At 54.3% G+C, this 13,362-nt stretch carries 11 protein-coding genes, 2 tRNA genes and 1 pseudogene; 5 read left to right on the forward strand and 9 right to left on the reverse strand.

The window, feature by feature from the left end; genetic code table 11:
* The first annotated feature begins 29 nt into the window (after positions 1-29).
* A complete protein-coding gene (locus tag APU11_RS03345; protein ID WP_013097832.1) occupies positions 30-1,484 on the forward strand; it encodes an AMP nucleosidase in 1,455 nt (484 codons plus the stop codon).
* Positions 1,485-1,502: 18 nt separating this feature from the next.
* Complete coding sequence (locus APU11_RS03350) at positions 1,503-3,275, forward strand: aminopeptidase P family protein (protein WP_058650987.1); 1,773 nt, start codon at positions 1,503-1,505, stop codon at positions 3,273-3,275.
* Positions 3,276-3,411: 136 nt separating this feature from the next.
* Here the strand turns inward: APU11_RS03350 and APU11_RS03355 are convergent.
* Positions 3,412-3,487: transfer RNA gene (locus APU11_RS03355), tRNA-Asn, on the reverse strand.
* A 103-nt stretch (positions 3,488-3,590) separates the two neighbouring features.
* Positions 3,591-5,045 (reverse strand): multidrug efflux MATE transporter EmmdR, encoded by a 1,455-nt coding sequence (gene emmdR, locus APU11_RS03360; protein ID WP_120727113.1) that lies wholly within the window; start codon positions 5,043-5,045, stop codon positions 3,591-3,593.
* A 161-nt stretch (positions 5,046-5,206) separates the two neighbouring features.
* On the opposite strand from emmdR, the gene APU11_RS03365 reads away from it, so the two are divergent.
* Positions 5,207-5,282 (forward strand) — tRNA-Asn (locus APU11_RS03365).
* A 54-nt stretch (positions 5,283-5,336) separates the two neighbouring features.
* On the forward strand, positions 5,337-5,669 hold the full coding sequence (locus tag APU11_RS03370) for a gamma-glutamylcyclotransferase family protein (protein ID WP_038979618.1): 333 nt from the start codon (positions 5,337-5,339) through the stop codon (positions 5,667-5,669).
* A 49-nt stretch (positions 5,670-5,718) separates the two neighbouring features.
* Here APU11_RS03370 and APU11_RS03375 read toward each other — a convergent pair whose 3' ends face one another.
* The 4 genes from APU11_RS03375 to dacD form a co-directional block, all read right to left on the reverse strand.
* Positions 5,719-6,054 (reverse strand): DUF496 family protein, encoded by a 336-nt coding sequence (locus tag APU11_RS03375; RefSeq protein WP_010432067.1) that lies wholly within the window; start codon positions 6,052-6,054, stop codon positions 5,719-5,721.
* 168 nt (positions 6,055-6,222) lie between these two features.
* Positions 6,223-7,281 carry an FUSC family protein gene (locus APU11_RS03380; RefSeq protein WP_013097836.1) on the reverse strand — a complete coding sequence of 353 codons (1,059 nt, stop codon included), beginning with the start codon at positions 7,279-7,281 and terminating at the stop codon, positions 6,223-6,225.
* Positions 7,282-7,373: 92 nt separating this feature from the next.
* Positions 7,374-7,847 carry a DNA gyrase inhibitor SbmC gene (sbmC, locus tag APU11_RS03385; protein WP_013097837.1) on the reverse strand — a complete coding sequence of 158 codons (474 nt, stop codon included), beginning with the start codon at positions 7,845-7,847 and terminating at the stop codon, positions 7,374-7,376.
* 118 nt (positions 7,848-7,965) lie between these two features.
* Entirely contained in the window at positions 7,966-9,132 is a 1,167-nt protein-coding gene (dacD, locus tag APU11_RS03390) for a serine-type D-Ala-D-Ala carboxypeptidase DacD (RefSeq protein WP_029881831.1), read from the reverse strand.
* Positions 9,133-9,339: 207 nt separating this feature from the next.
* On the opposite strand from dacD, the gene sbcB reads away from it, so the two are divergent.
* Entirely contained in the window at positions 9,340-10,767 is a 1,428-nt protein-coding gene (gene sbcB, locus APU11_RS03395) for an exodeoxyribonuclease I (protein WP_170955175.1), read from the forward strand.
* A 121-nt stretch (positions 10,768-10,888) separates the two neighbouring features.
* On the opposite strand, the gene APU11_RS03400 is transcribed toward sbcB, so the two are convergent.
* The 3 genes and pseudogenes from APU11_RS03400 to APU11_RS03405 all read right to left on the reverse strand — a co-directional run.
* Positions 10,889-12,247, reverse strand: coding sequence for an APC family permease (locus tag APU11_RS03400; protein WP_058650989.1), 1,359 nt, complete (start codon positions 12,245-12,247; stop codon positions 10,889-10,891).
* Positions 12,237-12,299, reverse strand: a complete 63-nt coding sequence (gene yoeI / locus APU11_RS27860) for a membrane protein YoeI (RefSeq protein WP_099458931.1) — start codon at positions 12,297-12,299, stop codon at positions 12,237-12,239. Before yoeI ends, APU11_RS03400 begins: the two co-directional genes overlap by 11 nt.
* 217 nt (positions 12,300-12,516) lie before the next feature.
* Positions 12,517-13,137 (reverse strand): annotated as a pseudogene (locus APU11_RS03405) (LysR substrate-binding domain-containing protein); the annotation flags it as partial.
* Between the last annotated feature and the right edge of the window lie 225 nt (positions 13,138-13,362).

A 13,362-nucleotide genomic window follows, 5' to 3' on the forward strand; every position in this document is an offset into this window, starting at 1 on the left:
CAGCACACCTGTGGAACAAGGAGACAGACATGAATAATAAGGGCTCCAGCCTGACCCCGGCTCAGGCACTGGAAAAACTCGACGCGCTGTACGAACAGTCCGTCAATGCGCTGCGCAGCGCCATCAGTGAGTACATCGAAACAGGGAAACTTCCCGACGAAAAGGCCAGAACCCAGGGCCTTTTTGTTTATCCATCGCTCTCTGTCACCTGGGACGGCAGCGCCAGTACCACGCCAAAGACCCGTGCCTACGCGCGTTTTACCCACTCCGGCTGCTACAGCACCACCGTGACCCGCCCTGCATTGTTCCGTCCTTATCTTGAGGAGCAACTCACTCTGCTCTATCAGGATTACGGCGCACACATTGCCGTTGAGCCATCACAGCATGAAATCCCCTATCCGTACGTGATTGACGGTTCGGCGTTAACGCTCGATCGCTCCATGAGCGCAGGGCTGACGCGCCATTTCCCGACGACCGAGCTGTCGCAGATTGGCGATGAGACCGCCGACGGCATTTATCACCCGGCAGAGTTTTCCCCCTTGTCGCATTTTGACGCCCGCCGGGTGGATTTCTCCCTGGCGCGCCTGCGTCACTACACCGGGACGCCAGCCGAGCATTTCCAGCCGTTCGTGCTGTTTACCAACTACACCCGCTATGTCGACGAATTTGTCCGCTGGGGCTGTAGCCAGATCCTTGACCCGGAGAGCCCTTATATCGCCCTCTCCTGCGCCGGCGGGATCTGGATCACCGCTGAAACCGAAGCGCCTGAGCAGGCTATCTCCGATCTGGCGTGGAAGAAGCACCAGATGCCAGCCTGGCACCTGATCACCGCCGACGGCCAGGGCATTACGCTTATCAACATCGGTGTGGGTCCGTCAAACGCCAAGACCATCTGCGACCATCTGGCGGTGCTGCGCCCGGACGTCTGGCTGATGATTGGTCATTGCGGTGGGCTGCGTGAAAGCCAGCTGATTGGCGACTACGTGCTGGCCCACGCCTACCTGCGTGATGACCATGTGCTTGACGCCGTGCTCCCGCCGGACATCCCGATCCCAAGCATTGCCGAAGTGCAGCGCGCGCTGTACGACGCCACCAAAGAGGTGAGCGGCATGCCGGGTGAAGAGGTCAAACAGCGTCTGCGTACCGGCACGGTAGTCACGACAGATGACCGTAACTGGGAGCTGCGTTACTCCGCCTCTGCCCTGCGCTTCAATCTGAGCCGCGCGGTGGCGATTGATATGGAAAGCGCCACCATTGCCGCTCAGGGTTATCGCTTCCGTGTGCCTTACGGTACGCTGCTGTGCGTTTCCGATAAACCGCTGCACGGTGAAATCAAGCTTCCGGGACAGGCAAACCGGTTCTACGAAGGGGCTATCTCCGAACACCTGCAAATCGGCATTCGCGCCATTGATTTGTTGCGGGCAGAAGGTGACCGGCTGCACTCACGCAAGCTGCGTACCTTTAACGAACCGCCTTTCCGCTGATAACAATAAGGAAAAATAATGCACACCCCATCACCGTTATCGGCCCTGCGTCAGTGGTTACAGGAAAATAAGCTCGACGGGATGATCGTCCCGCGCGCAGATGCCTGGCAGAGCGAATACTGCGCGCCGTATGATGAAAAACTGGCCTGGCTGACCGGCTTCGATGGCTCGGCGGGGCTGGCGCTGGTGCTAAAAGACAAAGCCCTGCTTTTTGTCGATGGCCGCTATCAGGTTCAGGCCCGCGTGCAGGTCAATATGGATGAAGTAGAGATCCATCATCTGCACAACGAGCCGCTGGCACAATGGCTGACGGCCAACGTTGAGGCTGGCACGCGGATTGGTTTTGAAACGCTGCTGATGACCAATGCCGATTATGAGACGCTATCTGCGACACCGTGTGAAATGGTGCCGCTTAACCAGTCACCGTTTGATACGTTATGGACCGATCGCCCTGCCGCTCCGGCGGGGCTGATCCGCGAGATGCCCGTTGAAATCAGCGGTGAAAACAGCGCCGATAAACGTCAGCGCGTTGCCGCCGTACTGGCCGCGAACAATGCCGATTATCTGGCCGTGACCCTGCCGGATAATATCGCCTGGCTGCTTAACGTGCGCGGTTCAGATATTCCCACCAGCCCGGTTCCGCTCTCTTTTGCCCTGCTCAGTCGGGACGGTAGCGTTGAGTGGTTCGTTAACGACAATAAGCTAAGCAACCTGCCTGATAGCGTGCGAAACGCTTTTACCATTGCGCCGCAGGATGCCTTTATTGAACGCTGCCAGCGCCTTTCTCACGGTAAACGGGTGATGGTGGATGCCGATTCAGCGCCGGTGGCTCTGCGTTTTGCCATTGAGCCACACGGTGACATTCTCTGGCGCACCGACCCCATCACGCTGATGAAGGCCAATAAAAATCCGGTAGAACTGGCGGGTTACCGGAAGTGTCATCATCAGGACGGTGCCGCGTGGGTCAATTTCCTGGCCTGGCTGAGCCGTGAAGTGCCCGCACGTGCGGCAGCAGGCCAGCCGCTGACCGAGCTGGAGGCCCAGGCACAGCAACTCGCGTTTCGCGAGCAGCAGCCTGGCTTTATTGAGCAAAGTTTTGCGACCATCTCGGCCTCGTCCAGCAATGCGGCGATGTGCCACTACCACTCAAGCGAAGCCAGCAACAAACCCATCGGCCATGACCACTTTTATCTGAATGATTCTGGTGGTCAGTACCATAATGGTACCACTGACGCCACACGTACCCTGGCGTGGGGCAAGGTCAGCCCGCAGCAGCGATTACATTACACCGCCGTGCTGAAAGGTTTTCTGTCGCTGATTACCCTGCAGTTCCCGTCCGGCACCCAGGGGCATCAGCTGGATGCCTTCGCGCGTCGGCCGCTGTGGGAGATGGGGCTGGATTTCGATCACGGAACGGGCCATGGCGTGGGTCATCAGTTGCTTATCCATGAGAACCCGCATCGCATCGCTAAAAAGGTCAACCCATGGCCGCTGGTGGCGGGCAATATTATGACTATCGAGCCGGGATACTACCTGGCGGATAGCCATGGGATCCGCATTGAAAATCAGGTGGAGATTGTGGAGAGCTGTCCAGGATTCTGCAAATTTGCTTCGCTGACGCTGATCCCAATCGACCTCAGCCAGGTCGAACTCAATCTGTTAAACGAGCAGGAAAAGCAGTGGCTGGATGAGTATCATCAGCAGGTGCGCGAAGCGCTGTCCCCGATGGTGGAGAGCGACGCGCGTCCGTGGCTGGTGGAGGCGACGGCACCGATTCGTGTTAACCGGTAGTGCGGTTTATTGCCCGGTGGCGGCTTCGCCTTACCCGGCCTACTCGTCCGTAGGCCCGGTAAGCGCAGCGCCACCGGGCAAATTTTCCGAACGCACAAAAGCAAAAAGCCTGCTTTAAAAGCAGGCTTTTCAAATTTGGCTCCTCTGACTGGACTCGAACCAGTGACATACGGATTAACAGTCCGCCGTTCTACCGACTGAACTACAGAGGAATCGTGTGAACGGGGCGCATATTATCGATGCTACCCGGTGTTGTCAAAGGCAGAATGCAGATTTCCGATCGTTTGCCGATTTATTCAACATTTCGCACATTTGTCAGGCATTGTGTCGCGGATATTTCCAGAGCCAGCGCCCACTTACCATACGCCAGTAGAACAATGCCCCACGCACGGCCCAGTCAAGGAACATCCCCAGCCAGACCCCGACGACCCCCATACCGAGCATGACCCCCAGCGTATAACCCGCTACCACGCGGCAACCCCACATGCCGAGCATAGAGACCCACATCGCAAAGCGGGCATCGCGTGCCCCTTTTAACCCGGCAGGCAGTACCCAGGACGCCGCCCAGATCGGCATAAAGGCCGCGTTGAGCCAAATCAGGATCTTAACGACCTCTTTAACATCATCTTCGTGGGTATAGAACGAGGCCATCAGCCCGGCAAAGGGCGCGCTCCCCCACGCAATTATCGTCAGACCGATGGTCGACAGCCAGAAGACATGGCGCAGTTGGCGCTCCGCCTGCCCTATCTGTCCTTTGCCGAGCCGTTTACCGGTGATGATGGTGGAGGCCGACCCGAGGGCGTTACCCGGCAGGTTAATCAGCGAGGCGATGGAGAAGGCAATAAAGTTACCGGCAATCACATCTGTCCCCATACCGGCAACAAACATCTGGGTAAGCAGTTTACCGCCGTTGAACAGTACCGACTCGATACTGGCAGGAATACCAATCCCCATCACTTCCCAGATAATGGCGAAGTTAAAGGGTCGGAAGTAGCTTTTTAACGTGAGGCGCAGCGATGGCGTGATCCCCGCCATCAACACCCCGAGGATGGCTGCCGCACCAATGTAGCGGGAGATAGTTAGCCCCAGCCCTGCACCAACAAACCCCATCCCCTCCCAGGAGAAAACACCGTAGATCAGGACGCTACTGATCATGATATTCAGGATGTTCATTCCGCCGTTGATCAGCAGCGGAATTTTTGTGTTGCCCGCCCCGCGCAGCGCGCCGCTACCGATCAGCGCGATAGCCGCAGCAGGATAGCTTAAGACCGTCATTTCCAGATAGGTCAGCGCCAGATCCTTAACTTCATTCGTCGCTTCACCCGCAACAAAGTCGATAATCTCTTTGCCGAAATAATGAATCACCGCCGCCAGGATGATCGAAAAGAGGGTCATGATCATCAGCGACTGCCGGGCGGCTTCGCGGGCGCGCTTCGGATCCAGCTTGCCCAGGCTAAAGGCCACCACCACCGTGGTACCAAGATCGATTGCGGCAAAGAAAGACATCACCACCATGTTAAAACTGTCCGCCAGCCCGACCCCGGCCATCGCCTCTTTACCCAGCCAGCTCACCAGGAAGGTGCTTAACACCCCCATCAGCAGAACGCAGGTATTCTCCAGAAAAATAGGTACGGCAAGCGGGGTGATTTCACGCCAGAACAGAACACGATAGCTTTTACGTTTTGCATACCATGGCGTGCGCATAATCGCCTGGCGGAGAGTGGCAGTAACGTTCAAAATGGACCTTAGCGAGAAAAGTTGAAACTCCATTTCAAATGATGGGGGAGAAAAGCTCATCCTGCAAAGTATTTTCCATAAAAAGATGTCTGGATTTGCAACAAACTGATGACAGAATCGGCAATCGATCGCTAATCACTAAGATCAGGTTTGACAAAAGTTTTTTCGCCGCTAAGATAAGCCTCCACAACGATTCCTCTGTAGTTCAGTCGGTAGAACGGCGGACTGTTAATCCGTATGTCACTGGTTCGAGTCCAGTCAGAGGAGCCACATTCTGAAAAGCCCGCTTTTAAAGCGGGCTTTTTGCTTTTCTGGTGAGGAAAAATGGACTCTTTGTTTGTCTACGGTACGTTACGCCCGGGCCATTCAAATGCACATATTCTCGAAAGCATCGGCGGTGAATGGCAGGCCGGTTTTGTCACCGGGACATTTTATGCGCGTGGCTGGGGCGCTGCGGCAGATTTTCCGGGTATCGTGCTGCACGCCGATGGCCCGCGCGTTGAGGGTTATCTGTTTATCTCCAGTAACCTTGAGGCACACTGGCAGATGCTGGACGAATTTGAAGACGGCTACGATCGGGTCGAGGTCATGGTGACCACCGCCGAAGGTGACCAGGTTAAGGCCTGGATCTATCAGCTTCAGCCGCGCTCTGCGTAATAAAAAAGGCTCTCTGTCACCAGAGAGCCTTTTTTGCAATCAGCAGCGATTATTCGCTTTTGGCTTCAGCGTTTTTGATTTCGCCCATCACTTTCAGCTTTTTGGAGATGTCACGGCGCTCTTTAGACAGCTCAGCGTTTTTGATGATGTAGTCATCAACGCGGTCTTCGTAGTCGCTCTTCATGCTGGCGATGATGCCCTGAATAGCTTCAACGCTCATACCTGGCTTAATGTAGTCGCTCAGGTTATCCAGCAGCAGAACACGTTTCTGGTTGTCACGGATCTTCTTCTCAACGTCCTGGATTTCACGCTGCAGTTTGTTTTTGCGGCGGAACAGGCGGACGAATTCCAGAACATCCTGGAACGAAGGCTTGGTAGTTTCCATTTTTACACCCCTGATAATGTGAGATTCGGATTCGTTAAAGCAACCGTTGTAACAATAACCTTACTGACAGCGGCTGCGAATGACAATGAGTATATCGTTTAAAACTATCATAACCCCAATTGATGCTGAATCGAAGCAGCAGCCGTCACATATGGCGATAGCTGCTCTTTATTTGCGCAGTGCGCGGCAAATGAGATGCGACAGCAACTCAAGCTGACGCGCCAGTTCCATGCTCAGCCAGACGTAACCATGGATTGGGGTTTCCGCTACGTTATCGCCCTGTCGCTCGTTGATCAGCTGTTTCAGTTCGGCAACGATCTCATTCAGACGCTCGCTGTTTGCGAGGATCGGCTGCGGGTTACCTTCATAAAGGGCATGAGCGATGGTCAGAAGGGTTTGCTGCGTCATCTGCTGCGTCTCCTTCAGCGTCTGCGCGTTCAGCATTAACAGATGGCTGGGGCGCGAGGCCCAGTGCGCGTTGATTTGCAGTTCAAGCATGCAGACCAGATTGCGGCTCACGGTCTGGATAGCTTCGAAAATCGATTTCTGAATATGGGTCTCTTTGCTGGCAGGGGTAATCAGACCGCGCATTTTGACCACGTCATTAAGGATCTGCTGAAGGTGCTTCTCCAGCCGGGGACGTTCGACAAGGTTAGGTGAAAAACCGGCCTGGTAGACGCGGTTAAAGGCGGTGACGTAATTTGCCATCTGAATGCGCCAGTGCAGGAAAGCGCGCTGCGGCCAGATACCGGTGAAAAGCATCGCCAGCAGTGAACCAAGAATAACATCCCCGCTTCGCCACAGTGCCGTGGTCATATCACCCGCTGGCGCGCCGACCACCACCGCGAGGGTGATACCAATCAGCAGTGCCTGATAGGGCTTTTTACCCAGCGCCAGCCAGCCGCAGAGGAACATGGCGACACCGCACCAGGCCAGCATCACCGGAAATGAAATAAGCTCCAGCTTCAGGGCAATCAACCCAAGGGCTGAGCCAAAAACCGTACCGCCAATGCGCTCGAAGGCACGCGGGACGACGTTCCCCCAGAATGAGATAGGCCCCATGACGACCACCAGCGTGATCAGCGGCCACGTTCCTTCAGGAACATCCAGCAAACGGACCAGCACAAACGTCAGAACGAATGCCAGCGCGATACGGCACCCATGAACCACGCGGTAGTGTTTATACAACCGAATTTCAAAAGACGTTAATGATTTGTCGGGACGCACACCCGCTCTCCAGCTACACGGCAAATCACAATTGTACTGTGTTTTCAGCCGGGCGGATCACACCCGGCTGAAAAACCCTGTATTTAACAGGACTACCCCGCTTTATGCTCTACAGCGATAAACATTTCGATGTCCCAGTACCCGTCGGCGTTGCCATCATTGAGATAGCGCTCGAAGCACGGTTTCAGAGCCATCTGGAATTTGTTGTCCTGCAAAAGGGAGTTAAAGAACTGGTACCACGGCGTGGCGAAGTCATAGTTTTCAACACGTGCTTTCGCAACGGCGTAATCTCCGGCCGCAATTTCCGTCATCATTACCCCTTCGCTGTTTTCCGGGATAACGAAATCATCCGGTACCGTAACGGCCGTATCGCAGCGCAATTTTTCTGCCGGGACTTCGTCCGGGTTATCGTAATAAACCGCAACCCACTCCAGCGGCTGAATGTGTCGGCCATCGACCCACATGACCAGCTGTTCAAAGCCCTGTTTTACCGTGTGTTCCCATGGCCCGACCAGGTGAAAACCGGCAATCTTACGTTTCTTTTCCTGCCTGATGCTGTAGTCCATACTGCCTCCGTTTATAACTGTATATTTATACACTATAAAGCAGAATTTCTATAATCGGCAATCAAGGAGTGTTTATTATGTGAGCAGACTCGCAACCCTGCCAGTCTGCCCAGAAAGGTTAGATTTTGTGGTGCAGATAATCACTCAGACGGGAGAAAAGGCCACCTTTATCAACACGCTCCAGCGTCACCAGCGGCCAGTGAGCGACCACTTTATCGCGGTCGTATAACTGGATCTCGCCTACCCGCTGATGGGCGGCTATCGGCGCTTCCAGCTCTTTTGTATCCAGCACGTATTTTGCCTTGATGTTCGGTACTTCTGCTTTCGGTAATGCCAGCCAGAAATCCTGGTCGGTGCCCAGGTTCACCTGTTCCTTATCGCCGTACCAGATCCGCTCGGTGCCCACTTTTTTACCGTTGTGCAGGATCTGCACGGTATCAAAATTCTGTTGTCCCCAGTGCAGCAGTTTACGGGCCTGATCCTCACGCCCTTTCGGACTGTCAGCCCCCATCACCACGGCGATCAAGCGACGCTGACCGTCCACGGCGGAAGCAATCAGGTTAAATCCGGCCCCTGACGTGTGCCCCGTTTTCAGTCCATCTACGTTCATGGTCTTATCCCAGAGCAGACCGTTACGGTTTTGCTGCGTGATCCCATTCCAGGTCAGGCTCTTTTCGCTGTACATGTGGTAAAACTCAGGCTCGCCGTGGATGATGGCTCTGGACAGCACGGCCAGGTCATACGCGGAGCTGTGTTGGCCTGGGGCATCCAGACCATGAACGGTTTCGAAGTGCGTATCGCGCAGATTCAGCTTTTGCACATAGTCGTTCATCATCTTCACGAACTGCGGCTGGCCACCGGCCACGTGATCCGCCAGCGCCACACAGGCGTCGTTACCAGAATCAACAATCAGACCGCGGCTGAGGTCGCGCACAGAAACGCGGTCACCCTCTTTCAGGAACATCAGTGACGAACCGTCAAATACCGGGTTACCTTTTGCCCACGCGTCGCGCCCGACGGTGACAATGTCATCCGGGGAAATGCGGTGGCTATCAATAGCGCGGTCAACAACGTAGCCGGTCATCAGCTTGGTGAGACTCGCCGGATTGCGTTGTTGATGTTCGTTGCCCGCCGTTAAGATTTGACCCGTAGTGTAATCCATCAGTACCCAGGAGCCGGCCTGAATGGCCGGAGGCTGCGGCGAAAAATCCAGCGGATCGGCCGCAAAAGCAGATGAGACACTCGAAGCGAGTAAAGAAACAGCAATAAACAGACGGCGTTTCAACGGTATATCCTCAGGTCATTAAAAATCGATGACCTTTTTACGGGAGTTCTGGTGTCGTTACCTGGCTTAATTGCAAAAAAATGTGACAGGAAGCATGTTTTTCCCGGAACCACGCTCGCAAATTTGCTGCATGACGGCGCTTTTTATTCGGTCTGTCCCTCACGATCGTTTACCATAGTGACGTCACTTTTTAACAGGATGGTATTACTGGTGTCTGACTCTGCCGCACGCCCGACTTTTTTATTCCACGACTACGAAACCTTTGGCACCCACCCGGCGCTGGACCGACCGGCGCAGTTTGCCGCCATCCGTACTGACGACGAATTCAATATTATTGGTGAGCCAGAGGTCTTTTACTGCAAACCTGCCGATGACTACCTGCCGCAGCCCGGCGCGGTCATGGTCACGGGGATAACGCCCCAGGAAGCGCGGGAAAAAGGCGTTAACGAGGCAGAGTTCGCCCGCCGTATCCACGATCTGTTCACCGTTCCCCATACCTGCGTGGTCGGGTATAACAATATCCGTTTCGATGATGAAGTGACGCGCAACATCTTCTACCGCAACTTCTACGATCCCTACGCCTGGAGCTGGCAGAACCGCAATTCGCGCTGGGATTTGCTGGATATCATGCGCGCCTGTTATGCGCTGCGTCCGGAGGGGATTAACTGGCCAGAGAACGAAGACGGATTGCCAAGCTTCCGGCTGGAGCACCTGACGCGCGCCAACGGCATTGAGCACAGTAATGCCCACGACGCGATGGCCGACGTCTACGCCACCATTGCCATGGCGAAGCTCGTTAAAACCGCACAACCACGCCTGTTTGAGTATCTGTTGAGTCATCGCAGTAAGCAGAAACTGATGACGCTGATTGATGTGCCGCAGATGAAACCGCTGGTGCATATCTCCGGCATGTTTGGTGCCTGGCGCGGCAACACCAGCTGGGTGGCACCGCTGGCCTGGCATCCGGATAACCGTAACGCGGTCATCATGGTGGATTTAGCCGGGGATATCTCCCCGCTGCTGGAGCTCGACAGCGATACCTTGCGTGAGCGCCTCTATACCCCGAAAGATGCGCTGGGAGATCTGCCCGCGGTGCCGGTCAAACTGGTGCATATCAATAAATGTCCCGTACTGGCGCAGGCCAATACGCTGCGCCCGGAAGATGCCGACAGGCTCGGGATCAACCGCCAGCACTGCCTGGATAACCTTAAAATACTGCGCGAAAATCCGCAGGTGCGCGAGAAAGTCGTCGCCATATTTGCCGAAGCCGAGCCATTCGTGCCGTCCGAAAATGTGGATGCGCAGCTGTATAACGGCTTCTTCAGCGATGCCGACCGTGCTGCGATGAACATCGTCCTGCAAACCGAACCGCGTAACCTGCCCGCGCTGGACATCACCTTTGCAGATAAACGCATTGAGAAGCTGATATTTAACTACCGCGCGCGTAACTATCCCGGCACGCTGGATGAAGCTGAGCAGGAACGCTGGCTGCAGCATCGTCGTAATGTGTTTACGCCTGAATATCTGCACGGCTATGCGCAGGAGCTGGAGATGCTTTACGGCCAATACGAAGGCAATGAAGAGAAGCAGGCGCTGCTGAAAGCACTGTTCAAGTACGTACAAGAGATAGTCTGAAATTCAGCGATAAAAAAACCGGAGGCGATGGTCTCCGGTTTTTTTTGCCCGATGGTGCTGCACTTACGCGGGCCTACGGGTTTTGTCGGTCGGGTAAGCGTAGCCGCCACCCGACACGGTATTACGCAACGTCTTCGTACTGAGGAACCGGGTTACGGAAGCTCTTCGTCACGCAGGCCAGGTAAACCAGACCAATACCACCCCAGATCAGGCCCAGAATCATAGAGCTCTCTTCCAGGTTAATCCACAATGCACCGACCGTCAGCGCACCGCACATTGGCAGAACCAGGTAACTGAAGTGGTCTTTCAGCGTTTTGTTGCGCTTCTCACGGATCCAGAACTGCGAGATCACGGAGAGGTTAACAAAGGTAAAGGCCACCAGCGCACCAAAGTTAATCAGTGCCGTTGCCGTCACCAGGTCAAATTTAATGGCCATCAGGGCGATTGCGCCAACCAACAGCACGTTCCACGCCGGAGTACGCCATTTCGGATGAACGTAGCCGAAGAAACGGGTTGGGAACACACCGTCACGACCCATTACATACATCAGGCGAGAAACCCCAGCATGCGCAGCCATACCAGAAGCCAGAACGGTAACGCTGGAGAAGATCAGTACGCCCCACTGGAAGGTTTTCCCTGCTACGTACAGCATGATTTCAGGCTGTGAAGCATCCGGCTCTTTGAAACGAGAGATATCCGGGAAGTACAGCTGCAGGAAGTAGGAGGCACCAATGAAGATCATGCCACCAATCAACGCAGTCAGGAAAATGGCTCGTGGGATCACGCGTTCTGCATCTTTGGTCTCTTCAGACAGAGAAGAGATACCGTCGAAGCCCAGGAACGAGAAGCACAGAATAGTCGCACCGGTGATCATCGGCACCACATGTGCCCCTTCAGACCAGAACGGACGAGAGCTGACCAGCGTGCCCGCGCCTTCACCGTGAGAAACACCGTAAATGATCAAACCCACAATAACCGCAACAATACCCATTTGCAGAATAACAATCAGGGTGTTGAAGTTCGCCACGGTCTTAATGCTGCGCAGGTTAGAGATGGTCATAAAGGCCACTAACGCAACAACAAAGAGCCACGACGGTACGGAAGGTACCAGCGCTTCGAAGTAAATTTTTGCCAGCAGAATGTTGATCATCGGCATGAACAGGTAGTCCAGCAGCGATGACCAGCCCACCATAAAGCCAACCGCCGGGCTAATGGATTTCTGGGCATAGGTGTAGGCAGAGCCTGCAGACGGGAAACGGCGAACCAGTTTACCGTAGCTCAGCGCTGTAAAGAGAATAGCGACCAGTGCAAAGGCATACGCCGTTGCCACATGACCGTCAGTAAGGCCTGATACGATACCGAATGTATCGAACAGCGTCATTGGTTGCATATAGGCAAGGCCCATCATAACAACCGGAATCAACGTAAGTGTTTTACGTAATTCCACGCGAGAGGTGTTTGGAGTTGCGTTATGCGACATAGTTATTCTCCTTTACGGTGATAACCGCCACGTAAGCGAAAAATTGCCCCATTTCTTTCTTCCTCAGCGACAACAACTGTCGGATTTTAGTAAATATCTATCCGGTACGAAGCCCGGCCTCTTGGTTTTTAGTTTCGTTTCATACATGCAAAAAAAAATAACCGACGCCTTTTATATCGTCGATTATTCCTTTGGTTGCTGCGGCGCATTTTGCCCCACATCAGATACAAAACGCAATACTTTACAAAGGCATTGTAAATATTCCTGCGCTAACTGGCTGATTTGTGGACGCTGCTCTGCGTATAGACAGCGGCGATAGCACTATTTGCTAAAATTTCGTCCCGCCACCAGGCGCTGGCTAACCCCGCCGTTTGTTCATTCCAGCCAACCCAGACCGATTCATTACTGCTTTGAGCCAGCACCTGTTTTTCAATCAGCGCGCCGCTATCAAGAAATCGCTGCGCCAGATAGCGAGGTAAATAGCCGCAACCCAGCCCACTGATTTGCAATTCCAGCTTGGTTTTAAAATCAAAAACGGTGATGGCCTCCTGCTCATCAAGCAGCTGCGACGATACGGCACATTCCGGCCGTGAACTGTCGCCCACCACAATGGCACGGTAACCTTTAATAACGCGCCGGTTAATGGGCTCAGGCTCCCGGGCCAGCGGATGATGCGGAGCAACCGCAAAAACTTGCTCAAGTATCCCGAGGCGGGCAAACCCAAAATCGCTCAGTTGAGGAGGTTCATGTAATGCGCCGACGATGATATCCGCCCTCCCCTGAACCAAGGCCTCCCAGGAGCCGCCCAGTACACCATTAATGAAAATCAGCCGGGTCACGCTGTGGCGCTGATAAAACGCTTCAATCAGCGGCGTCAGAAGGGAAAACGGAATCTATGGTCACTCCCGTTTTTGCAACACCGATTTTGACGACAAGTTGGCTTGCTTGAATCTATCCGGCGTCTGAATGGGATTTTATTCCCGCGCCTTGATGAGTTCCGCGCCTGATGAACCTCCAGAAAATATACGGCTTCAATGAGCCTTTCCGTTTTACAGGTTCCTCAACAGGCCGGTGGGCCGTTAGTATCATCAATATCAGTATTCGCAAAACCAGAT

Origin of the sequence: Enterobacter sp. 50793107 (genome assembly GCF_001463365.1) — a bacterium.
Lineage (GTDB): Bacteria > Pseudomonadota > Gammaproteobacteria > Enterobacterales > Enterobacteriaceae > Enterobacter > Enterobacter cloacae.